General features: G+C 47.9%; 20 protein-coding genes and 1 other RNA gene. 20 read left to right on the top strand and 1 reads right to left on the bottom strand.

Annotated elements, in window-relative coordinates:
• Nucleotides 1–72 precede the first annotated feature (72 nt).
• From glyQ to rnpB, 9 genes are all read left to right on the top strand, one after another.
• The gene (gene glyQ, locus B9Y93_RS01710; RefSeq protein ID WP_085492627.1) at nt 73–960 is read left to right on the top strand and encodes a glycine--tRNA ligase subunit alpha; all 888 of its coding nucleotides are present in this window, start codon (nt 73–75) and stop codon (nt 958–960) included.
• Complete coding sequence (gene glyS / locus B9Y93_RS01715; protein ID WP_085492628.1) at nt 953–3,019, top strand: glycine--tRNA ligase subunit beta; 2,067 nt, start codon at nt 953–955, stop codon at nt 3,017–3,019. The genes glyQ and glyS overlap by 8 nt, the downstream gene beginning before the upstream one ends.
• A gap of 324 nt (nt 3,020–3,343) precedes the next feature.
• Nucleotides 3,344–3,820 carry a YaiI/YqxD family protein gene (locus B9Y93_RS01720; RefSeq protein ID WP_085492629.1) on the top strand — a complete coding sequence of 159 codons (477 nt, stop codon included), beginning with the start codon at nt 3,344–3,346 and terminating at the stop codon, nt 3,818–3,820.
• A gap of 37 nt (nt 3,821–3,857) precedes the next feature.
• Complete coding sequence (dnaG, locus tag B9Y93_RS01725; RefSeq protein ID WP_085492630.1) at nt 3,858–5,687, top strand: DNA primase; 1,830 nt, start codon at nt 3,858–3,860, stop codon at nt 5,685–5,687.
• Nucleotides 5,688–5,718: 31 nt separating this feature from the next.
• Nucleotides 5,719–6,846, top strand: a complete 1,128-nt coding sequence (gene rpoD / locus B9Y93_RS01730; protein WP_085492631.1) for an RNA polymerase sigma factor RpoD — start codon at nt 5,719–5,721, stop codon at nt 6,844–6,846.
• 317 nt (nt 6,847–7,163) lie between these two features.
• The gene (locus tag B9Y93_RS01735; RefSeq protein ID WP_139829126.1) at nt 7,164–7,844 is read left to right on the top strand and encodes a hypothetical protein; all 681 of its coding nucleotides are present in this window, start codon (nt 7,164–7,166) and stop codon (nt 7,842–7,844) included.
• Nucleotides 7,831–8,613 carry a tRNA (adenine(22)-N(1))-methyltransferase gene (locus tag B9Y93_RS01740; RefSeq protein ID WP_085492633.1) on the top strand — a complete coding sequence of 261 codons (783 nt, stop codon included), beginning with the start codon at nt 7,831–7,833 and terminating at the stop codon, nt 8,611–8,613. Before B9Y93_RS01735 ends, B9Y93_RS01740 begins: the two co-directional genes overlap by 14 nt.
• Nucleotides 8,568–9,683 carry a Nif3-like dinuclear metal center hexameric protein gene (locus B9Y93_RS01745; protein ID WP_085492634.1) on the top strand — a complete coding sequence of 372 codons (1,116 nt, stop codon included), beginning with the start codon at nt 8,568–8,570 and terminating at the stop codon, nt 9,681–9,683. Before B9Y93_RS01740 ends, B9Y93_RS01745 begins: the two co-directional genes overlap by 46 nt.
• Nucleotides 9,684–9,737: 54 nt before the next feature.
• Nucleotides 9,738–10,136, top strand: an RNA gene (gene rnpB, locus B9Y93_RS01750) — RNase P RNA component class A.
• Nucleotides 10,137–10,324: 188 nt separating this feature from the next.
• On the opposite strand, the gene B9Y93_RS01755 is transcribed toward rnpB, so the two are convergent.
• Nucleotides 10,325–12,259 carry a S8 family peptidase gene (locus B9Y93_RS01755; protein WP_085492635.1) on the bottom strand — a complete coding sequence of 645 codons (1,935 nt, stop codon included), beginning with the start codon at nt 12,257–12,259 and terminating at the stop codon, nt 10,325–10,327.
• Nucleotides 12,260–12,509: 250 nt separating this feature from the next.
• On the opposite strand from B9Y93_RS01755, the gene B9Y93_RS01760 reads away from it, so the two are divergent.
• The 11 genes from B9Y93_RS01760 (at nt 12,510) to B9Y93_RS01810 (ending at nt 21,842) form a co-directional block, all read left to right on the top strand.
• Complete coding sequence (locus B9Y93_RS01760; protein ID WP_085492636.1) at nt 12,510–13,010, top strand: DUF3907 family protein; 501 nt, start codon at nt 12,510–12,512, stop codon at nt 13,008–13,010.
• Nucleotides 13,011–13,200: 190 nt separating this feature from the next.
• Nucleotides 13,201–13,425, top strand: a complete 225-nt coding sequence (locus tag B9Y93_RS01765) for a DUF1540 domain-containing protein (RefSeq protein ID WP_085492637.1) — start codon at nt 13,201–13,203, stop codon at nt 13,423–13,425.
• Nucleotides 13,426–13,442: 17 nt separating this feature from the next.
• Complete coding sequence (locus B9Y93_RS01770) at nt 13,443–13,802, top strand: hypothetical protein (protein ID WP_085492638.1); 360 nt, start codon at nt 13,443–13,445, stop codon at nt 13,800–13,802.
• Between the two features lie 233 nt (nt 13,803–14,035).
• A complete protein-coding gene (locus B9Y93_RS01775; protein ID WP_085492639.1) occupies nt 14,036–15,205 on the top strand; it encodes a cysteine desulfurase family protein in 1,170 nt (389 codons plus the stop codon).
• A 19-nt stretch (nt 15,206–15,224) separates the two neighbouring features.
• On the top strand, nt 15,225–16,535 hold the full coding sequence (gene thiI, locus B9Y93_RS01780) for a tRNA uracil 4-sulfurtransferase ThiI (RefSeq protein ID WP_085492640.1): 1,311 nt from the start codon (nt 15,225–15,227) through the stop codon (nt 16,533–16,535).
• Nucleotides 16,536–16,656: 121 nt separating this feature from the next.
• A complete protein-coding gene (locus B9Y93_RS01785; protein ID WP_085492641.1) occupies nt 16,657–17,322 on the top strand; it encodes a TerC family protein in 666 nt (221 codons plus the stop codon).
• A 243-nt stretch (nt 17,323–17,565) separates the two neighbouring features.
• Nucleotides 17,566–18,057, top strand: a complete 492-nt coding sequence (locus B9Y93_RS01790; protein WP_085492642.1) for a glutamate synthase — start codon at nt 17,566–17,568, stop codon at nt 18,055–18,057.
• Between the two features lie 59 nt (nt 18,058–18,116).
• Entirely contained in the window at nt 18,117–19,952 is a 1,836-nt protein-coding gene (gene typA / locus B9Y93_RS01795; RefSeq protein WP_085492643.1) for a translational GTPase TypA, read from the top strand.
• A 157-nt stretch (nt 19,953–20,109) separates the two neighbouring features.
• Nucleotides 20,110–20,391, top strand: coding sequence for a YlaH-like family protein (locus B9Y93_RS01800; RefSeq protein ID WP_085492644.1), 282 nt, complete (start codon nt 20,110–20,112; stop codon nt 20,389–20,391).
• A 38-nt stretch (nt 20,392–20,429) separates the two neighbouring features.
• Nucleotides 20,430–20,711 (top strand): hypothetical protein, encoded by a 282-nt coding sequence (locus tag B9Y93_RS01805; protein ID WP_085492645.1) that lies wholly within the window; start codon nt 20,430–20,432, stop codon nt 20,709–20,711.
• 12 nt (nt 20,712–20,723) lie between these two features.
• Nucleotides 20,724–21,842 (top strand): LCP family protein, encoded by a 1,119-nt coding sequence (locus B9Y93_RS01810; RefSeq protein ID WP_085492646.1) that lies wholly within the window; start codon nt 20,724–20,726, stop codon nt 21,840–21,842.
• Nucleotides 21,843–21,991: the final 149 nt, after the last annotated feature.

The following is a 21,991-nucleotide window of genomic DNA, read 5'->3' on the forward strand; positions in this document are numbered from 1 at the left end:
GAGCGCAATGAATGACCGCATACGTCAGAAGCCTTCTCGTTTACATGAATCAAACCAGAAGGAGTGAGTCGCATGAATTTTCAAAAAATGATTCTGACTTTGCAGCAATTTTGGGCAGAGCAGAACTGCATCATCGTACAGCCGTATGATGTGGAAAAAGGCGCGGGTACCATGAACCCGATGACCTTCCTTCGTTCCATCGGTCCTGAACCATGGAATGTTGCTTATGTGGAGCCATCCAGAAGACCAGGGGACGGTCGTTACGGCGAGAACCCGAATCGATTGTATCAGCATCATCAATTCCAGGTCATTATGAAGCCATCTCCAGACAATATTCAAGAGCTCTATCTCGAAAGCTTGGTGCGCCTTGGCGTTGACCCATCCGTTCACGATATTCGCTTTGTCGAGGACAACTGGGAATCCCCAACACTAGGAGCATGGGGGCTTGGATGGGAAGTATGGCTTGATGGCATGGAAGTTACACAGTTCACTTATTTCCAACAAGTAGGCGGCATTGATGCGCATCCTGTTGCTGTAGAGATCACTTATGGCTTGGAGCGCCTTGCGTCTTATATTCAGGATAAGGAAAATGTGTTCGATCTCGAATGGGTCGATGGCATCACTTACGGCGATGTATTCCATCACCCAGAGTACGAGCATTCCAAATATACGTTTGAAGTGAGCGACATCCAAATGCTGTTCCAATTGTTCAACACGTACGAGGCTGAGGCTAATCGCGCGATGGCAGAGCACCTTGTATTCCCAGCCTATGATTATGTGCTGAAATGCTCACACACCTTCAACTTGCTCGATGCTCGCGGCGCGATCAGTGTTACAGAGCGTACAGGCTTTATTACACGCGTACGCAATCTGGCGCGACAAGTGGCAGCGACCTATTACGAGGAACGCGAGAAGCTTGGCTTCCCATTGTTGAAGAAAGGAGAGGATCAGCATGCCTAAGCATATCCTTTTGGAAATTGGAATGGAAGAAGTGCCTGCCCGCTTTATGCGCGCAGCCATGGAGCAATTGAAGGAGCGTACAGCCAAGTGGCTGCAAGAAGCGCGAATTCAACATGAAGGCATTCTTACCTATGGATCGCCTCGCCGCTTGACAGTGCTTATCCAAGACGCTGCTGACAAGCAAAGCGACGTGCACGAGGAAGTCAAGGGCCCTGCTCGCAAGATAGCGCTTGACGAGAACGGTGAATGGTCTAAGGCAGCTCAAGGCTTTGCAAGAAGCCAAGGCATCACGCCTGATCAGTTTTTCTTTAAAGAGCTGAATGGCGTGGAGTATGTTTATGCAAACAAGAGCAGCATGGGATCAGAGACCAGCGATGTGCTTGTTGAAGGGCTGTCCGGTATTATTACAGCGATGACATTCCCTAAAAACATGCGCTGGGGTGCTCATGAGATGCGGTTTGTACGTCCGATTCGTTGGATGGTCGCCCTTCATGGCACAGCGATTATTCCGCTTGAATTTGCTCAGGTCAAAGCAGGAAATGTAACGCGAGGACACCGCTTCCTCGGTCAGGACACGATTATTGAGGAACCCTCTCAATACGTGGAAAAACTGCGTGAGCAATATGTGATTGTTGATATTGAAGAGCGCGAGCAATTGATCGTTGAACAGATCAAAGCCCTTGCCAAAGAGCATGACTGGGATATTGGCATGAAGGAAGATCTGCTTGAGGAAGTCTTGTTCCTCGTGGAATATCCTACAGCGCTATACGGCTCATTCGATGAGTCCTTCCTCCATATTCCTAAGGAAGTGCTCATTACATCCATGCGAGAGCATCAGCGCTACTTCCCGGTCTTTAACAAGGATGGGGAACTGCTGCCTCACTTCGTAACGGTGCGCAACGGAGATTCAAAAGGCATTGAAGAAGTGGCTCGCGGCAATGAGAAGGTACTGCGCGCTCGCTTGTCTGATGCCAAATTCTTCTACGCGGAAGATCAGAAGCTTGAGATTGCTGCTTGCAATGCGAAGCTTGACCAGATCGTCTTCCATGAAGAACTAGGAACACTCGGAGACAAAGTTCGTCGAGTGACGAAGATCGCTGACCAATTGGCTGAGGCGATTCAAACCGATGCACAAACAAGAACGCTTACTAATCGAGCGGCAGCTATCTGCAAGTATGACCTCGTTACACAAATGGTCTATGAGTTCCCTGAGCTGCAAGGCGTCATGGGCGAAGATTATGCTTTGAAGCTTGGTGAGCATCCAACAGTAGCACGTGCCGTTAACGAGCATTATAAGCCGCGTTATGCTGGAGATCCTGCCCCTGAGACAACAGTCGGAGCATTGGTGAGCATGGCGGATAAGCTAGATACAATGGTAGGGTGCTTCGCCATTGGCATTATTCCAACAGGCTCCCAAGACCCTTATGCATTAAGAAGACAGGCTACAGGCGTGGTACAGATTCTGCTTGAGCGCAATCTTCCTATTCAATTAACAACCTTGTTTGATATCACGATCCAAGTGTTGGATAATGAGGGATTGTTGAAACGAAACAAGGATGAAGTACGTAAAGACTTGTATGAGTTCTTCGGTCTTCGTGTCAAAAATGTATTGTCGGAGCAGGTGCGATATGACGTTGTAGATGCGGTTATGGCAGCTGGCTATGACGATGTGAAGTATGCGATCGAGCGCGGAGCGAGCCTGATGCAGGCCGTGCAGGTGGAGTCATTCAAGACGGTTGTGGAGTCATTCAATCGGGTTGCTAATCTAGCTTCGAAGGCGGCAACGACAGCTGTCGAGGCATCGCTGTTTGATCAATCCGAAGAGCAGAAGCTATATGACAGCTGGCAGTCGGCAAGCGCGAGCTACAAAGTAGCAGGCAGCACAGACGAAGCCCTCGCTGCGCTTAGCAGCATGGAGCAAGCGATTACGGACTTCTTCGAACATGTGATGGTAATGGCAAAGGATGAAGCCGTGAAGAACAACCGTCTGGCCTTGCTTAAGCTGATTGCGGATGATTTGAAGCAGTTCGCTGATTTCTCCAAGCTGGTTTGGGCGTAAGACGGACTCTTTTCGCCCATTACCATCGTTTTAAGTGGACTTGTGAAGCTGTGTTATCACCTGAAATATAGATAAAGAGGCCGCGAGACATGAAGAGATCTCCAATCTCTGACATGTTTCGCGGTTTTTGTGGGCATTTGACACATATTGAAGACCAATTTTTGAAAAGCTATTTTTAATTGCAGGAATTTTCGAACTTACAGCGTATATAATATACGAATCATGTAAGCTTCAGAAGTGACATGACCTTAACGTGGACAATGGAATCATGTTAAGTCAATGCGTGTTGTGGATACGTTTTTAGTCTCGGATTGGTGATGGTAAATGAAGCGAATCATATCGATCATTGTGGATGCAGATGCTTGCCCGGTTAAGGATGAAGTGCTGGCTGTCAGCCGTGAATACGGTGTGGATGTGCGATTTGTAGCATCCTACGCTGCTTACACGCACTTTCCATCTGAGCAGGAGCTTGTAAAGTGGGTATTCGTTGATCAGGATTATCAGGCGGCAGATATGTATATTGCAAATCATGCGCGGTCAGAGGATATAATCGTAACGAACGATTATGGTTTGGCCGCGCTCTGTTTGCCAAGAGGGGCCATAGTTCTAACGCCAAGAGGCAAACAACTGGATGCGTCGAATCTTGATGATCTTCTTACAAGCCGACATCTTGCAGCAAAAGCCCGTCGCGCTGGGCAGCGAACAAGAGGCCCGCGGCCGATGACAGAGGATGATCGCGCGTTTTTCCAACATAAATTGACAAAACTTTTGCTTCATTTGCAGGAGAACCATGCAACATAGCGAATAGTATATTTGTTCGATTGAAGGTGATGAGGCTGTGCACGGAAAAGGACTTATTCCTGAAGAATTCATCTCCGAGGTACTGAAGCATAATGATATTGTCGATGTCGTCGGCAAATACGTGCATTTGACGAAGCAGGGGAAGTATCTCAAGGGATTATGCCCATTTCATTCCGAGAAGACACCGTCATTCACTGTGACGCCGGACAAGCAAATTTACCACTGCTATGGCTGTGGCGCAAGCGGTAATGTCATTCATTTTGTAATGGGAATTGAAGGTTATTCATTCCCAGAGGCCGTCAAACAATTAGCAGAGGATGTAAGCCTGAACTTCCAATGGGATACCCTTTCCATGGAGCGAAGTCCGCAGCATGAAGCTAGGGAACAGATTATTGAAGCTCACGAGCTGGCAGCAAAGCTGTACCATTATATACTGATGAATACGGTTCATGGCCAGGAGGCGCTTGCGTATTTGCGCGAGAGAAGCTTCTCCGACAAGCTTATTGAACAGTTTCAAATGGGGTATGCACCCCCTCAATGGGATACACTTGTGCAGCTGCTCATGAAGCGCAATTTTCCTCTTCGCTTGATGGAGCAAGGCGGATTGATCTCGGCTAGACACCAGCAGGAAGGGTTTGTTGATCGCTTCCGTGACCGTGTTATGTTCCCGATCTGGGATCGCAACGGCAAAGTCGTAGGCTTTTCTGGAAGAATAATGGGAGAAGGACAGCCGAAGTACTTGAATTCGCCTGAGACGATGGTCTTTAACAAGTCTAAGCTCTTATACAATCTTCATCAGGCTAGACCCCAGATCAAGCGAACAGGACAAGTGGTGCTGTTTGAAGGCTTTGCGGATGTGATTCAAGCCTGGAACGGCGAGGTGCTGAACGGGGTTGCGACGATGGGAACTGCTCTGACTCAAGAGCATGTAACTGCCTTGAAGCGACTTACAGATCGTGTAGTTATTTGTTTTGATGGCGATGATGCCGGACAAGCTTCGACATTGAAGAGTGTGCCTATGCTTGAAGCGGGGGGATTGCATGTAGCGGTTGCCATGCTGCCGGATCGACTAGATCCAGACGAGTACTTGAAGAAGTATGGAGCGGAGCGATTCAGACATACAATCCTGGCTGCGGCAGTAACTCCGGCTAAATTCCAATTGCTAAGTTTGCGAAAACATCATACCTTGCTCGAAGATGATGGAAAAAGGCGTTACATGGACGAAGCGATGAAGGTTATTGCACCTATTGACTCGCCAGCTGAGCGTGAGATGCATTTGAAGGAGCTGTCAGCTCAAGTGGATATATCGCTTGAAGCGTTGAAGCAGGAATGCTTTGAGGTTCGGCAGAAGCTTCAAAAAATGCATTATGGCGGGGATAATCCAGACAATTGGTGGAATAATGATAGGAATGATAAGCGAAGTATGGCTCCACCTACGCTGAAGCCAGCTTATGTTTATGCAGAGCAGCGGCTGCTTGCTCTTATGTTTCAAGATGCCGAGGTTGCTTTATATGTTGAGGAAAGACTCGGCGAACAATTCAATGTAGATGATCATGCGGCGCTCGCCGCTTATCTATATGCTTACTATACCCAAGGGAAAGAACCGGATTTTAGCCGTTTTATGGCCACCCTGCACGATGATCGCTTGGAGCAGACGGCTGCGTCCATCTCATTGGCAGAGGTCCCCTTGAGTTATGATCATGCGCTGCTCAATGATTACATTGATCTTATCAAGAAGGTGCCGAGACAGCGTGAGGTCGAGAGCAAAAAAGAACAGATCGTGCAAGCAGAACGTGCTGGAGATGTGCTGCTTGCTGCTAAGATTGCACAAGAAATTATTGCCCTAGAGCAAGAACTGAAGCGTTAGCCGAGGAGTCTAGGGAGGAGGGAGTCGGAATATGGCGAATGATCAACATACTGGACTAGAAGCCGAGGCTGCTTTAGATCAGGTCAAAGATCAGTTGATTGAGCTCGGAAAGAAGCGAGGGACATTAACGTATAAAGAGATAGCTGAGAGATTGTCTACGTTCGAGCAAGACGCCGATCAGATGGATGAATTCTATGAGCAGCTAAATGATAATGGAGTTGAGATCACGGAGAACGAGGAGCTCAATACAAGCCCTACGCATGCCGAACCTGGTCATGAGGAACATGACGATTTCCATTATGATGATGATCTTTCATTGCCGCCAGGCATCAAGATTAATGACCCTGTTCGTATGTACCTGAAGGAGATTGGACGTGTTCCGCTCTTATCTGCTGAGGAAGAGATTGAACTCGCAGAACGTATTGAGAATGGAGACGAAGAAGCGAAGAAGCGTCTAGCGGAAGCCAATCTTCGCCTCGTTGTAAGTATTGCCAAGCGTTATGTAGGACGCGGAATGCTGTTCCTTGACCTGATTCAAGAAGGTAATATGGGTCTTATCAAGGCGGTAGAGAAGTTTGACCATCGCAAAGGGTTCAAATTCAGTACGTATGCTACATGGTGGATCCGTCAGGCGATTACGCGTGCCATTGCCGACCAAGCACGTACGATCCGTATCCCGGTTCATATGGTGGAGACAATTAATAAGCTGATTCGTGTATCCCGTCAGCTCCTGCAAGAGCTTGGGCGTGAACCGACGCCAGAAGAGATTGCCGCAGAGATGGAACTTAGCGTAGAGAAGGTTCGTGAGATCATGAAGATTGCTCAGGAGCCAGTATCCTTAGAGACACCGATAGGTGAAGAGGATGATTCTCATCTTGGAGACTTTATCGAGGACCAAGAAGCGCTGGCGCCAGCAGATGCTGCAGCATATGAGCTTCTGAAGGAGCAGCTAGAAGACGTACTCGATACTTTGACAGAACGTGAAGAGAATGTACTGCGTCTTCGTTTTGGCCTTGATGATGGCCGTACACGTACGCTTGAGGAAGTAGGTAAAGTGTTCGGCGTTACTCGTGAGCGTATTCGCCAGATAGAAGCGAAAGCCCTTCGTAAGCTTCGCCATCCAAGCCGAAGTAAGCGTCTTAAAGATTTCTTAGAATAGTGATTCCATGGATAGACCTTCTGTCGGCTGCCTAAGCTCGTACAGCGAGGTCTATTCTTCCTTATTCCTGCTGCTTCATGCAACCCTTTCAATATGACGTGAGAGTAAGGAGGATATAGACACTGGACACGGAACAAAAACATTTTATGAGGCAGGAAATTCAAAATTGGCGTAAAAGCCGGATACTGCCAGAAACATACTGTGATTTCCTGCTTACCTTATACGGGCTTGAGGCTGACAATCCAGCGCAAGCTCAATCAAGTCATTCGCAACAGCACTGGACCGATAAAGTCCTGTCCTTGACAATGAGGCAAAGTTTGACTGTTTTTATCAGTATTGCCTTCATTTGTATTGTTGGAATTTATTTTACCGTTTTTCCTTTGCCATTGCAAATATTGACCGTTGGAAGCCTCTTTTTTTTATTAGGCATTCGTGCGGTAAAAGTAAAAGAAGGTCACGCGGCAGCACGTTCCTTCCTCATGGGAGCGGGTCTGACTGTATTAAGCATCGGCGGTTACTGGATATTGACACAGCTTGAAGGCATTACAGCAGAAGAATGGCATTATTATCGGATTGGCTTCTTGCTGTTGGCTGCTGCATTGTGGTGCCTATGCGGTAACATGATTCGAAGCGCTTGGATTCAGTGGATAGGCGTGATGCACGGAGCTGTCGTCTACGCCCTCATGATTATGAAGACATTGCCAGAGATGAACAGTCTATTGCTGCAGTGGCTGTGGATACCCGAAAGCTTCTTGCTGGTTTGGCTGGCTTGGATGGTTCATAAGCAGAAGCGAGGCTTATCAGGTGCGCTGCTGCTAAGCGCACTATCGTGCATCATCGCGCCAGAACTGATGCAGTTCTTTCGTTCTGATATTGATTCAAGCTGGCTTGTTCAAGTGGAGAGCATTCTGCTCGCCAAGCTGTTAACGCTTTTTCTTATCGCTTTTTATTTTCGAAAACAGTGGGTGAAATGGATTCGTGACAATGAAACTGTCTAGACGTTTACAATGTATTGCTGATCTTGTGCCAAAAGGAAGCCGTATGGCGGATATCGGCTCAGATCATGCGCTTCTGCCGGCTTATCTGGTCAAAGTAGGGATTGTGCCTTTTGCTGTTGCTGGTGAAGTCAATCAAGGTCCCTATGAAGCGGCTCTTCGTCAAGTTAAAGGCAGCTTGATTGAAGATCAAGTTCAAGTCAGGCTGGGTGATGGGCTCGCTGTTCTCACTCCTAACGAAGTAGACTGCATAACGATTGCGGGTATGGGCGGCAGTCTGATTGCAAGCATACTCGATAAAGATTCTGCCAAGCTGGAAGGCGTGAGCACGCTTGTGCTTCAGCCTAATGTAGGGGAAGAGTTTGTCCGAAGCTGGCTGAGTAAGCACGGCTGGCTTCTTGTCGAGGAGCATATTTTGGAGGAAGACGGAAAGATATATGAGATTCTACTTGCTGTCAAGCAAGATGAAGACACCTTCAGCGTAGAGGATAAATTGCTGTATACAGAGCAGAAGCTAGGGAATGTGACCTTGGATCGGCAGTGGCTCATGCAGCTTGGTCCACATCTTATCCGCGAGCCTAATGATATTCTTATAAGAAAGTGGAGCAGTGAAATTGCGAAGCAGGACAAGATTCTGGCTACGATGGCGGCAACAAGCTCAGAAGAAGTAAAGGTGAAGCGTGAACAATTCGAAGCGTATAAAAAAGCATTGGAGGAGATTGTAGCATGCTGGCAAAAGGACAGACGATCATTCAATGGATGGAAAAACTAGCACCGAAATCTCTCGCCGTGCCTGATGATCGGATCGGGCTTCAGCTAGGATCGCTGCAGCGGGAAATCAATCGAGTGCTGATTGCGCTAGATGTGACAGAAGAGGTTGTGGATGAAGCGATTGCTCTGGGCGCAGAGCTGATCATTGCGCACCATGCGATTATTTTCAGACCTCTTAAGGACTTGCAGACCGATACCCCTCACGGACGCCTTTATGAGAAACTGATCAAGCATGACATCGCGGTATATATTAGTCATACCAATTATGATATTGCGGATGGCGGAATGAATGACTTGATGGCTGATGCGCTTGGCTTGCAAGGAACAAAGGTGTTGTGGAAGACAGGGGAGGACAAGCTTGAGAAGCTCGTCGTCTTTGTTCCTAAGACACATGAGGACAGCGTACGTACTGCAATCTTGGATACAGGAGCTGGGCATATCGGCGACTACAGTCATTGCAGCTTCAATCTTCAAGGAACAGGGACCTTCAAACCATTGGAAGGGACAAATCCTTATATCGGCACGACAGGGACTGTTGAGCACGTTGAGGAAGTCCGCATCGAAACGATTATACCCTCATCGATCAGAAGCCGTGTGCTTCGAGCTATGCTCAAGGCTCATCCCTATGAAGAGGTCGCTTATGATCTCTATCCAATAAGCCTGGAAGGCAAATCCTATGGGCTTGGAAGAGTCGGCAAGCTGGAGCAGCCTAAGCCTCTTGCTCAAGTCGCTGAGCTTGTCAAGGAGCGCTTCGAGGTCCCTTATGTCCGTGTAGTCGGCGATCTGGGCCGCGAGATACGAAAGGTGGCCGTTCTCGGAGGATCAGGCGGTAGAAGTGTGAAGCATGCATTGTTCCATGGAGCCGATGTGCTGGTAGCGGGCGATATCGATTATCACACTGCGCATGATGCGCTTGTCGCTGGCTTATGCATCATCGATCCAGGCCATAATGCCGAGAAGATCATGAAGAAGAGCGTAACAGATCGTCTTCAAAGTATGGCAGTGGAACAAGGTGCCAAGACCACTTTCCATGCATCTAATATTGCTACCGAACCCTTTCATTTTATGTAAAAGTTGAGTATTGAGTTTCTCTTGCGAACCTAGTATACTTACGAATGTTGCCGGAAAGTTTGTCAGACAATCGCTGGTGAGGTAGCTCACGAGAGGAAAGTCCGGGCTCCATAGGGCAGGATGCTGGATAACGTCCAGTCAACGCAAGTTGAAGGATAGTGCCACAGAAATGGACCGCCGATGGCCGCTTGCGGCACAGGCAAGGGTGGAACCGTGGTGTAAGAGACCACGAGGAACGCTGGTGACTTCGTTCCTGGTAAACCCCATCTGGAGCAAGACCTAATGAGACACATGCCCTGCGAAGGGCAGCCTTAGCCCGAGGTGTGTCTGGGTTGGTCGCTTGAGCGGCTTAGCAATATGCCGCCTAGATAGATGATTGTCTCCTAGTAGTGGAAGGGTTGTTCCCGCAACACCACGAACGGTACAGAACCCGGCTTATGCCAAGCTTTCCATCACTGCAACTTATTACTACAATTTAACAAGGGTGCTTCATTCGTCACTAAGACGAGGAAGCACCCTTTTTATACGCATATATGTGTGTCAAGGTTAATCAATAGGAGAGACAATGTCCGTTCTGCTCATGCTCATCTATCAGGTAATATCGCTACAGGCACACAACGATGCACCCATGACTTAGATCATTATCGATGCGATCCGAGCTTATTAAGAAAGCGTGATACCATGCTTGACAGCTTGCGGTCTACGTTTTGCGGATACATCGACAGCGAGCTTTGACGCTGTGATGCCATGCTCAGTGCTCGTTCGACGTCAATCGCGCCGTAGCCAAAATAATTATCCTTCCCCCCAGATCCTAAGTCAGCAGCGCTTTGACGCATAATATCATACACCTCTGTGTTGCGAAGCGACGGATTGATGGATCGAATGAGACCAGCAAGAGCGCTTACGTGAGGCCCGGCCATGGATGTGCCGGATAAGGCTGCGTACTGGTTGTCTGGATAGGTGCTGGCAATAGATGTTCCTGGCGCAACCACGTCGACATAGTTGCCGTAATTCGAATAGCTGGCCTTCGTGTTGTCCTGATTCGTTGCAGAGACAGCGAACACCTCGGGATAGGCTGCCGGGAAACCAGGCTGGCTTGTATTGTCATTGCCTGTAGCAGCAACCAGCACGACATCCTTGTCGTATGCATATTTGACCGCATCATGAAGGAAAGCGCCGTCTGCATAGTTGCCAAGGCTCAGGTTGATGACCTTCGCCCCTTGGTCGGTAGCCCATATAATGCCCTCTGCGACAGAATACGAGGTGCCAGCTCCTGTGCTGTCCAATACCTTCACAGGCAAGATAGGATTATTCCAAGTCATGCCGGCAATACCCTCGTGATTGTTGACTTCTGCCCCAATTATGCCTGCGACATGGGTGCCGTGCCCAACATCATCGTTTGGCGTTGTATTAGGATCAATGACATTATAACCCTTTAGCAGCTTGGACTTTAGATCCCAATGCTTCGTATCTACCCCTGTATCGACCACGGCAATGGTCACATCGCCGCTTCCCTTTGTCAGCGACCAGCCTTCATTCGCTTTGATCAGAGGAAGATTCCATTGATAAGGCTTATAAAACACATCGTTGGGCTCGTTCGATGTATTGTCTGCCATCGGTCGGAACGTGCGGGCATTGAGGCTGGTAGGTGTTCCGTCCGGGCGTTTTATATCATTGGTCATATACAGATAATGCGGCTCCGTATACATCGGATCATACTGGGAGAAGTACTGCTTCAGCTCTTCCATCCCCATTGCTTTGGACTTGAAAATGTAAGTATATCCTGATTTACGCACATGGGTGCAGGATATATCCTGTTTGATTTGATTCAGCTGCTCCTCGGTAGGAGGCGTGCGGAACCGAACGACCAATTCATCTTTATAGTAATGGCTAGTGCCCTGATTGTCTTCTCCATCCTTGACGGCAATATCCTTCATGGAGTTCGTGTCCACTGATTTGACCTGATATTTATGCTCTCTTGGATAAGGAACCATCCGCAGGTTGCGAAGCTGATGGTTGCGAATATTCTCGACCACCTGTTGGTTTACGATCGCGACAACGCCAAACGGAGAAGCTGCACCGCTCTTAGGGATACCTATAACGACATGCTGCTTTCCATTGATCTGCAGATTAGGAGAACGGTATTCCTTGCCTAGACTAACATGACGCTCGCCAGCGCGTATGTAGGTCGTAAGCTTCTTGTATACCTCGGGCTTATCCTTATGCGGGATGCTGCCGCTAGAGATGGCTTGTTTGTTCGATTTGTTGATCCAATACACATATTCAACATGCGGATGTGCGTCAACAAAAGATCGGATCTTGCTTGTTAGCTGCTGAGCGCTTAATGTCGACCACTCTGCAAGCCCTGTTTGAATATCGTTCATGGCATCGTGCTGTGAGAGCTGTCTTGTGATATTGACATCCTGCTGCAGAATATGCTGCTTTGATATGCGTTCAGCAGAAGCAGTGTGCACCTTAGCCTGCTTGTTGGACGGGCCTGTGCTGTTCCACAACAAAGGAACAGCCAGTACGGCAATTCCTAGTGCAGTAAGTCCGATTACGGTCCCTTTACGCATTGCGTATCCCTCCATTAATCCTTGAATTCATTTCTGGTCATGCAAATGATTGCCTCATGATGTAGGTTGAAACGAAGAGATGCAGATTATGCAGATGTGTAATTTAGGGAAAGTTTGGGTGGAAAGGAGTACCCTTTCCTATAAAATTGTGGTAGGATGTTGGTGCAAGCATTCATACTCAAATTGAAGCTACATACATGATTAATTGCCAGCCATATTTTTTAAAAGGATCGTTTAAGGGGGAGCAGACATGCCAGCATCCAATGTGAAGCAACTTTGTGAAGTCTCAAGAGAGAAACTGAAATTTGTAAATGAAAAATTGGAGTCTTTCCTTAATACGCACACGCTGCCGGAGCTTGTTCAAGACGTGCAAGAGGAAGAAACGGTAAGCTTCTATACAGGTTTCTTAAGTGATCTTCGCCATTTGCTTGTATTCTCTGAAGTCAGCTATGAGAAGTTGGGTGTAACGCTTCGCAGAGCGAAGTTCGATCTGGATTTTGCTGAACGAGCGCTGTATGATGTATACCATCAAGTGGTCAATGCCTACTTCTATCCTAAGAATGAATGCTACTCCGAGGATGGACGCTATGCTTATACCGGACAAGATGCAATTCGTTTCCGCATGAAGCCGATTCGCCCTGTACGTGATATTGTCTTGGAGATTAATAAGATCTTTGAAGAGCTGCGAGATGAATTGTCTTATTTTGAAAGCGATTATTTGACGCAGCGCAAGATGCAGGGGACAAAGTAATCTGGTTGGCTAAAGAAGCCCAGCCTTGCGGCAAGGATGAGAGGCGTGGATGATATTTTTACGATATAAATATAAATTGATATAGGAGCTTCCTTCAGGGGAAGCTCTTTTTTTTGTTAGCGCAAGTTGGAATCAGTTGTCGGGAGTACCCTTCACCTCTTCAGGAGAACCTCATAATGGAGGTGATATCATGACACAGGAGACATTTGTGAAATGCAGTGTTTCAAACTGTCATTTTTGGGGACAAGGAAATAAATGCCAGGCAGCTTCAATTGCCATTGATATTGACGCTCATGCAACGAAACTGATGGAGGAATATGCTGATGAGCTTAATGGTCTTCATCAAGATTGTGCTTCCACATCTTCTGTAACCTGCTGCAAGACGTTTAAGCCCAAAGATGCTAACGGCTGCTGAAAAGAGAGTGATGAATCATGAAGCATGATTATCGTTTCCAAGGCCGTCGCATAAAGCGAACACGAGAACGTGCTGAACAAGCAGAAGCTCATTCCTATAAGGAAGAGATCGCTCAAGAGCTGACGGCTCCGTTGTCGGCTGGTCGCTTAAGCGAGGTCAATGCGGAAGCTGAGGAAGAATCCAAAACATTCTCCGCTGTTATTGGAGTCGTTGCCGTTTTGTTCGCTTTTGTCTCTTTTTTCTTTTTCCCTTTTATTATGGGACTTACCAGTATTGCGTTAGGGGTATTTGCTTACTTTCAAGGCAGCCAAACAGCTGGTTTTACCGCTGCCGTGCTCGGACTTGTTGCCTTTTTGATGGCGATAATGTTCATTTAGCTCCTGCAAGGGCGTGAGGGTAATTTCTTTCACGCTCTTTTTTACGTGTAATCTTGAATTGCTGATCGTTAAAAAGATGGAGATTTGACACCAAAACGTGTACAATAGGAATGTTATATTGATCGACTCTTGGATCAACAACGGATGCCTGCCATCTGTTTTGATCTTTTTTGCTGTTAATGGAACGGGTATGCTGACTTTACGGTCATCCTAATGATAAGGAGGGTAATCACATGAGTACAACATCGGTTATTTATGCCGATCATAGCGCGTCAACACCTCCTCATCCTGAGGTGATCCGGACGTTAACCGAAGTGACACAACGCATCTACGCGAATCCATCCTCCATTCATGAGTGGGGAGGACAAGCTGATCAGCTTGTGCAGCGCGCTAGAGCAGTGATTGCAGAAGCGCTCAGAGTAAAGCACTCGGAGGTGCTGTTTACCTCTGGAGCCACAGAGAGCAACAATCTTGCTGTATTTGGCGTCGTTCGCGCCATGCAGTCACAAGGAAAGCCAGTGCATGTTATTGTATCCAAGATTGAACATGCATCCGTGTACGCCTGCTATGAGCAGCTGGAGCGTGAGGGAGTGGAGGTCACCTATTTGCCGGTGAATGCCTCAGGCCTAGTCGAGCCAGAGCAGCTGAAGCTCGCCCTGAAGCCCCATACAGCGCTTGTCAGCATTATGCATGTTAACAATGAGACAGGCAGCATACAGCCGCTTAAGGAACTCGGTGCGCTCATTAAGGCTGAGAGCCGCGCTCTATTCCATGTTGACGGTGTTCAAGGCCTAGGCAAGCTGCCAGTGGAGCTTGCGAGCTGGAAGGTGGATCTGTACAGTCTTTCAGGTCACAAGATCCGTGCTCCAAAAGGGGTCGGTTTGTTGATTCATCGAGGGCAATTCCCGCTAAAGCCGCTTATGTACGGCGGATCACAAGAAAAAGGGCTTCGGCCGGGGACGATGAATGTTCCAAGCATCGTTGCCTTGGCAAAAGGCGTTCGGCTTGCGACTGAAGGCCAAGAGGCGGCTTATGGACAGCTAAGACAGCTTCACGATCAACTTGTTGATTATCTACAGACACAGCCGCAGCTCATCATAAACAGCCCGTTGGAAGAAGCATTTGGTGCGCCCCATATCATCAATATATCTTTTGTGGGGATGAAGCCTGAGGTGGTGGTGCACGCGATGGAGAAGAGAGGCGTCATCTTGTCCACTCAATCCGCATGTTCCTCGAAGCTTGACAAGCCAAGCCGCGTATTGACCGCCATGACTAAGGACAACGCTAGGGCAGCGAGCGGACTTCGCATTAGTCTAGCTCCAGACATGACGCTTGAACAGGTGGAACTCATTGCAAAAGCGCTGGCGGAGACGGTGAACGAGCTTAAAGGGCTTATTCGTTAAGAAAGGGTGTCAAAAAGTGATGGAATACGATATGATACTGCTCCGTTATGGAGAGATTACGATAAAAGGGCGCAACCGCAGCCGATTTGAGAAAGCCGCTCACGAACATGTGAAGGCGGTTCTGGCTCCATTCCCACAAGCACGGATTATTAAGGAGTTCGGACGCTTATATATTGAGGCGAATGGCGAACCGATCCAGGAGATGATTCAGGTACTGCGACATGTTTTTGGCATTGTGTCACTGAGCCCTGTCAAGCGAGCGCCATCTGAATTTGATGCGGTGTTGAAAACAGCGATGGAGATGGTTGAGGAATACAATCCAGCGCCTGGCACTACCTTCAAGGTAACGGCTAGAAGAGCATGGAAGAAGTTTCCTCACACTTCACAAGAATTGAATCATCTGGTGGCAGCGCCAATCTTGAAGGAGTTTCCGAATCTATCTGTAAATGTTCGTCAGCCTCTGTTTAATCTGCATGTTGAGGTTCGTGAAGAGAACACGTATGTGTTCCATGAGGTAATTCCAACGGCGGGCGGATTCCCGCTTGGATCAAACGGCAAGGGGATGCTGCTTCTCTCCGGGGGCATAGACAGCCCTGTTGCGGGCTATCAAGCCTTAAAGCGAGGGCTTGAGATCGAAGCGGTGCATTTCCACAGCTTCCCTTTTACAAGCGAGCGTGCTAAGCAGAAGGTTGTTGACCTAGCACAAATTCTGGCTAACTATGCTGGCCGGATTCGTGTCCATATGGTGCCGTTTACCGAAGTGCAGACGAAGCTGCACCAGGCAGGAGAAGAGCATCTGACGATTACTTTGATGCGAAGATCGATGCTCCGCATTGCATCAATGCTGGCGGACAAGCGCAAGGCATTGGCGCTCGTAACGGGAGACAGTCTAGGGCAAGTTGCCAGCCAAACGCTGGGAAGCATGAATGTTATTGGCAGAGCGACGGAGCTGCCGCTCTTGCGTCCACTCATTACGATGGATAAGGAAGAGATCGTGCAGATCGCTCACCAGATTCAGACATTTGAGACGTCTATTCTTCCCTACGAGGATTGCTGTACGCTATTTGTTGCGAAGTCGCCAGCGACGAACCCTAACCTCAGAATCGTGGAGAAGATTGAAGCACGCATTCCTGAACTGGACGATCTCATCCAAGATGCGGTTGATCGCACAGAGATGATCACGCTGTATGCTGGACAGCAGCAGCCAGACGCTCTGCTTAAGCAACATAATCAGCCGCATGACCAAGCAGAGGAGTCGTTGCATACATCTTCCCCGGATCATGCTGTATCAGAGGGAAGCTCCAATCAGGAGGTAGGCGACTGGTTCTAGTTCCTTTGAACGGGGAAGCAAGCTGCAATACAAACTAAAAACGCACACGCATTGGAAGGATTTCGCAGTCATAACTCCATCTCTGCTGTCATACACCTGTACAACAGAGGAGGGACGGGCTGTGGAATCAATCTGGCTGTTAATCGAAATACTCGTTATCAATATCGTTCTTAGCGGCGATAATGCTGTTGTTATCGCGATGTCAACCCAGCATCTACAAGAAAAGCAGCGCAAGCAGGCCGCCTGGTGGGGAGCGCTTGGCGCCGTGCTGCTTCGAATCGCGCTTACCGTAGTCGCGATGAAGCTCATGGGCATACCGCTCCTGCAGGCAGCTGGAGGGATTATGCTATTCGTCATTGCCGTGCAGCTGTTAGCTGATAGTGGACATGAGGGCAATAAGCGTGAGGCCAAGGATAGCTTATTTGCTGCCATACGCACCATACTCGTGGCGGACATTGTCATGAGTCTTGACAATGTGCTTGCGATCGCGGCGATATCTAAGGGGCATTTTCCTTATCTGGTGATGGGCATCGCGCTAAGCATACCTATTATTGTGTGGGGGAGCACCTTAATCAGCACTTGGCTGAAGCGATTCCCGATATTGGTCTATGCTGGAGCGGGTATCTTAGGATTTACAGCAGGCGAGATGATTGCAGGGGATATGAGGCTGTCCGTATGGATGCCAAGTGTATGGCAATCATTGCAAGCCAGCCTGCCTTGGATACTCACGTTATTGGTGCTTGTCTTAGGCTTATGGATGAAGCGGCAACCAGCAGCGAACGGATAATAAGTGACGAGTGTGGCAGGTATGTATGATATACAACATGTCTTGTATCCTGCTTAACATCAACCAACTAAGCTTTCCGATGCCATAGCCGCTGCAGGCGGGGCCGGGAAGTTTTTTTTGAGGATAGTAGTAATTTTTTAATGGATCATATACACTAGTAAAAGTAAAATGGGCGCGAAAAACGTCGGTTGCGTCCTTTCATCCTTGTCCATTATTGTCATGGATGTCAGAGGTGATCTACGCTTGAACAGAAAAGAACCGGCAATTGGTATTGTCATTATTGCAGCTGGCTTATTTATATTGCTTGGGAAGTGGGGGTTTTTCTCCTTCCTCGGAGGTACGTTGTGGCCGTTGTTTGTATTTTTGGCAGGAGCAGCGCTGTATGTGCTCATTCGCTATAGAATGCTTCCCGCGGTGGCCTTCGTGCCTGCAGGTGCCTTATTGGTGTACGGATTGCTATTCATGATCTGTCATTGGGTAAGCTGGGGATTGTTTGCTTATCTATGGCCACTCATTCCATTTGGACTTGCTGTTGGGTTATTTGGATATTGTCAGTTGGATCCTTATGCCCAACGAGGGGTATACGCTTTTGCCATAGCGCTTGCTGGGATCAGCGCTTTGCTGCTCTTGTTTACTCTCTTTGTAGGTCTAATCGTTTATCTGATTGCCTTATTCCTGATTCTGGTCGGTGTCGTGCTTGTATTCGGCCCCCGATTCGGTTTGTGGCGAAGATAAGAAGCCCAGCATAAATGCTCCATTCATTTTGCTTGTAGAAGAAAGGAAAGATTGATTGTATGCATCAAAGAGATCATATTCGTAATATTGCCATTATCGCTCACGTCGACCATGGCAAAACAACACTTGTCGACAAGCTGCTCCAGCAGTCTGGAACGTATCGAGACAATGAAGCGGTTCAAGAGCGCGTAATGGATTCGAATGATTTGGAGCGCGAACGCGGTATTACCATTCTTGCTAAAAACACAGCGATCACGTATAAAGACCATTTGATTAATATCGTGGATACACCAGGACACGCTGACTTTGGCGGCGAGGTAGAGCGTATCATGAAGATGGTAGATGGTGTATTGCTTGTAGTAGATGCGTTTGAAGGCTGTATGCCGCAAACGAAGTTCGTCCTTCGTAAAGCCCTTGCTCATAACTTGACTCCTATTGTTGTTGTTAACAAAATTGACCGTCCAAACGCTCGGCCAGCTGAAGTCATCGATGAAGTGCTTGACCTATTCATTGAACTGGATGCGAATGAAGAGCAGTTGGAATTCCCCGTCGTATATGCTTCTGCCTTGAATGGGACTTCAAGTCTTGAACCAGAGAAGCAAGATGAGAATATGCAGGCGCTCTATAATACAATTATTGAGCATATTCCAGCTCCTACAGAAGATCCAGAAGAACCACTTCAGTTCCTTGTAACGCTGCTTGACTATAATGAATATCTTGGACGAATTGCGATTGGACGCGTGAACCGCGGTAAGATCCGCCAAGGACAGCCAGTTACGGTTATTAATCGTGAAGGACAATTGAAGCAAGCGCGTGTAGAGAAGCTGTTCGGCTTCCAAGGCTTGAAGCGCATTGAGCGTGATGAAGCTGCGGCAGGCGATATTATCGCTATCGCGGGAATTAAGGAGATCAACATTGGCGAGACCATTGCAGATCCAGCGAAGCCTGAGGCGCTTCCAGTGCTGCATATCGATGAGCCGACGCTTCAGATGACATTCCTTGTAAACAACAGTCCATTCGCAGGCCGTGAAGGCAAGTGGATTACTTCGCGCAAGATTCGTGAGCGTCTCTTTAAGGAGCTTGAAACCGATGTTTCCTTGAAAGTAGACGAGACGGACAGCCCGGATGCCTTTGTCGTATCAGGCCGCGGTGAGCTTCACCTTGGGATTCTGATTGAAAACATGCGTCGCGAGGGCTATGAACTACAGGTGTCCAAGCCTGAGGTTATTATTCGTGAGATTGATGGCCAGAAGTCCGAGCCCATGGAGCGTCTGCTAATCGATGTTCCTGAGGAGTCCACGGGAGCTGTAATGGAGAGCCTTGGATCACGCAAAGCGGAAATGGTCAATATGGTCAACCACGGCAATGGCAATGTTCGACTTGAGTTCATTATTCCAGCACGCGGATTGATTGGGTATCGTACACAATTCCTTACCCTTACACGCGGCTACGGGATCATGAACCATGCGTTCGATCATTATGGTCCTTATGTCGGCAGTCAGGTAGGCGGCCGTCACCAGGGCGTGCTCGTGTCCACTGAGTCAGGAAGCTCTACTTTGTATGGTATCTTGTCTGTTGAAGATCGCGGTACATTGTTCGTCACCCCGGGTACAGAAGTGTATGAAGGGATGATCGTAGGCGAGCATACGCGTGACAATGACATCGTCGTTAATATTTGTAAAGAGAAGGCGCTCACGAATGTTCGCTCTGCGACAAAGGATGAGACCGTCAAAATGAAGACACCGCGTCTGTTCTCAATGGAACAAGCGCTTGAATATTTGAACGATGACGAGTATTGTGAAATTACACCGAAGTCGATTCGTCTTCGTAAAAAGATTCTGAACAAGAGTGAGCGTGAACGTGCAGAGAAGCATCGCAAGAATGCAGAGGCGTAACGCGAAGTTTGTTGCAGGCTGGCAGTCTAGTATCATATCGTTGCTTTAGGTTTATAACAGACATCATGAGGTGCGGCAGGGGAGAAGGCTTTTTCTCCCTTGCCCCCAATCATCTTAGAATGAGAACACACTTTTGCTATCAAAGGAGTGTAAGATCATGCAAACTTGGTTGGCTGAACACCCCCTTGTCAGTTACGTGCTCATTTTCCTGTGTGTGATGTACATATTCAACAAAGTGTTTAGAGTTCGTAAACTGCCGATTCTGCAAGAAGTCGCTATCCATGTCCTCATGGCTATCGGCTGTTTTTTGTTATTAATCTTCCAAATCGACAAGCTGCCCATTCTTCAATGCTTGCTTGTAGCTGTAGCCTTAATGTTCATGGTTCGTGTTCGTTACTTTGTCGAAGCTCGACAAAAGAAGAAGGAGCAGCACTCCTAAACGTACGATGAAGTGAGGCTAAGGGAGGTTTTGTGTGGATGAAGCTTCAAGATGCACTGTTTAATTGGCTGCAGATGGATATTGTGTCGAAGAATAGACCTCAAGATCAAGCTGCTTTGGATACGCTTTATTTTTTTTCTGCTATGCTTGAAGAGGACCACAGCATTACGAATATCCGAGCAGAGGAAGATTCTACGCAGGATGACACTTATACGATCACTTATGAGCTAGACGGGCAGCAATCTCAAGTCAAGATAGACCGCGAACGTGCGGAACAGTTGTGGCGTGATATTGAAAGTAATCCGAAATATAACGAGTAAGTGAGGTTACGCATGAATCATCAAGCAAACTACCCACCGCGACATGCTAGACACACTCAAAGCAAACGCAAGAAAAAGAAGAAAAAGGGCATGGCAACATGGCTAAAGGTATTATTTACGGTTCTCATTCTTATGCTGCTTGCTATTCTTGTGTATGCAGGCTATTTAATTAAATATGGAAACGATTCCTTGGGAAGGATTTCGACTGTTCCGAATACAGCTGGCGGCTCCAGTTCAAATAGCAGCAAGGAACCAGTCGTTGTAAAGGAAGAACCGTTCTCGTTTATTCTCATGGGAATTGATTACCGCAAGGAGCTTCCAGGCTTGCGAACGGATGTTGTGATGGTTGGAGCGATTCATCCGGATACGCAAGAAGCAGTTCTTGTCTCCTTGCCCCGGGATACCTATTTTCAAATTCCTGGATATGGACCAGACAAGCTGAATCATTTTTATCCGAATTTTCACTCGCTGCAGAAAAAAGGTGTACTGGACAGTGCTACACCAGAAGATGAGATGAAGATCATGCTTGGCCAATATATGGGCATGGATCTGGATCATGCAGCAGTCATCAACTTCCAAGGCTTTGTCGACGCTGTTGATGCGCTGGGCGGAGTGAACGTGAATGTTGACCAGAACATGTGCTACCGCGACCGGGCTGACGGCACGAACATCAATCTGAAGGCCGGCCAGCAGACGCTGAATGGTCAGGAAACGCTTGACTTCGTACGTTACCGCAAGTCTAACTGCAGCCCTATGACAAAAGGAACGACAGACTTTGATCGCAATGTTCGGCAGAATGCTGTGCTGCAGGAGCTTATTGGCAAGATGCAATCCTTTGGCGGCATTGCGAAGGTTACCGACCTTATTGATGCGATCGCGGATAATTTCAAGGTAGATATGACACCTGAACAGATGCGTTCTGTGCTGACGACGTATCTCATGATCGATCGCAGCAACATTCATTATATATCCGTTGATGGCAATTGGGTGAGCCCTTACATTTATGTGGATGAAAATAAGCTTGCAGAAGCGAAGCAAATGATTCATGATGTACTTGAGGGGAAAAGCATTAACCCTCCTGCCGAGAGCACAGAAGGAACAGCGGATTCGTCTGTAGGAGAAGGGGAATAGCTGCACCACGAATGACGGCATACATGAAGCAACAACCGCATCGATAGCAAAATGGATGTAGGCAAGTGAGACAACCTGGAGTGTTTGGCTCAAAGTTCATGCAATTTTTTGGCCCTGTCTTAATACAATAAATTGTAACCATGAACTTC

The organism is Paenibacillus aquistagni, assembly GCF_900177815.1.
Lineage (GTDB): Bacteria > Bacillota > Bacilli > Paenibacillales > Paenibacillaceae > Paenibacillus_B > Paenibacillus_B aquistagni.

Excerpts from the sequence above, each read along its gene's own strand:
- glyQ (WP_085492627.1), top strand. The coding sequence starts at position 73 with ATGAATTTTCAAAAAATGATTCTGACTTTGCAGCAATTTTGGGCAGAG.
- glyS (WP_085492628.1), top strand. The coding sequence starts at position 953 with ATGCCTAAGCATATCCTTTTGGAAATTGGAATGGAAGAAGTGCCTGCC.
- B9Y93_RS01720 (WP_085492629.1), top strand. The coding sequence starts at position 3,344 with ATGAAGCGAATCATATCGATCATTGTGGATGCAGATGCTTGCCCGGTT.
- rpoD (WP_085492631.1), top strand. The coding sequence starts at position 5,719 with ATGGCGAATGATCAACATACTGGACTAGAAGCCGAGGCTGCTTTAGAT.
- B9Y93_RS01740 (WP_085492633.1), top strand. The coding sequence starts at position 7,831 with ATGAAACTGTCTAGACGTTTACAATGTATTGCTGATCTTGTGCCAAAA.
- B9Y93_RS01745 (WP_085492634.1), top strand. The coding sequence starts at position 8,568 with ATGCTGGCAAAAGGACAGACGATCATTCAATGGATGGAAAAACTAGCA.
- B9Y93_RS01755 (WP_085492635.1), bottom strand. The coding sequence starts at position 12,259 with ATGCGTAAAGGGACCGTAATCGGACTTACTGCACTAGGAATTGCCGTA.
- B9Y93_RS01760 (WP_085492636.1), top strand. The coding sequence starts at position 12,510 with ATGCCAGCATCCAATGTGAAGCAACTTTGTGAAGTCTCAAGAGAGAAA.
- B9Y93_RS01765 (WP_085492637.1), top strand. The coding sequence starts at position 13,201 with ATGACACAGGAGACATTTGTGAAATGCAGTGTTTCAAACTGTCATTTT.
- B9Y93_RS01770 (WP_085492638.1), top strand. The coding sequence starts at position 13,443 with ATGAAGCATGATTATCGTTTCCAAGGCCGTCGCATAAAGCGAACACGA.
- B9Y93_RS01775 (WP_085492639.1), top strand. The coding sequence starts at position 14,036 with ATGAGTACAACATCGGTTATTTATGCCGATCATAGCGCGTCAACACCT.
- thiI (WP_085492640.1), top strand. The coding sequence starts at position 15,225 with ATGGAATACGATATGATACTGCTCCGTTATGGAGAGATTACGATAAAA.
- typA (WP_085492643.1), top strand. The coding sequence starts at position 18,117 with ATGCATCAAAGAGATCATATTCGTAATATTGCCATTATCGCTCACGTC.
- B9Y93_RS01800 (WP_085492644.1), top strand. The coding sequence starts at position 20,110 with ATGCAAACTTGGTTGGCTGAACACCCCCTTGTCAGTTACGTGCTCATT.
- B9Y93_RS01805 (WP_085492645.1), top strand. The coding sequence starts at position 20,430 with ATGAAGCTTCAAGATGCACTGTTTAATTGGCTGCAGATGGATATTGTG.
- B9Y93_RS01810 (WP_085492646.1), top strand. The coding sequence starts at position 20,724 with ATGAATCATCAAGCAAACTACCCACCGCGACATGCTAGACACACTCAA.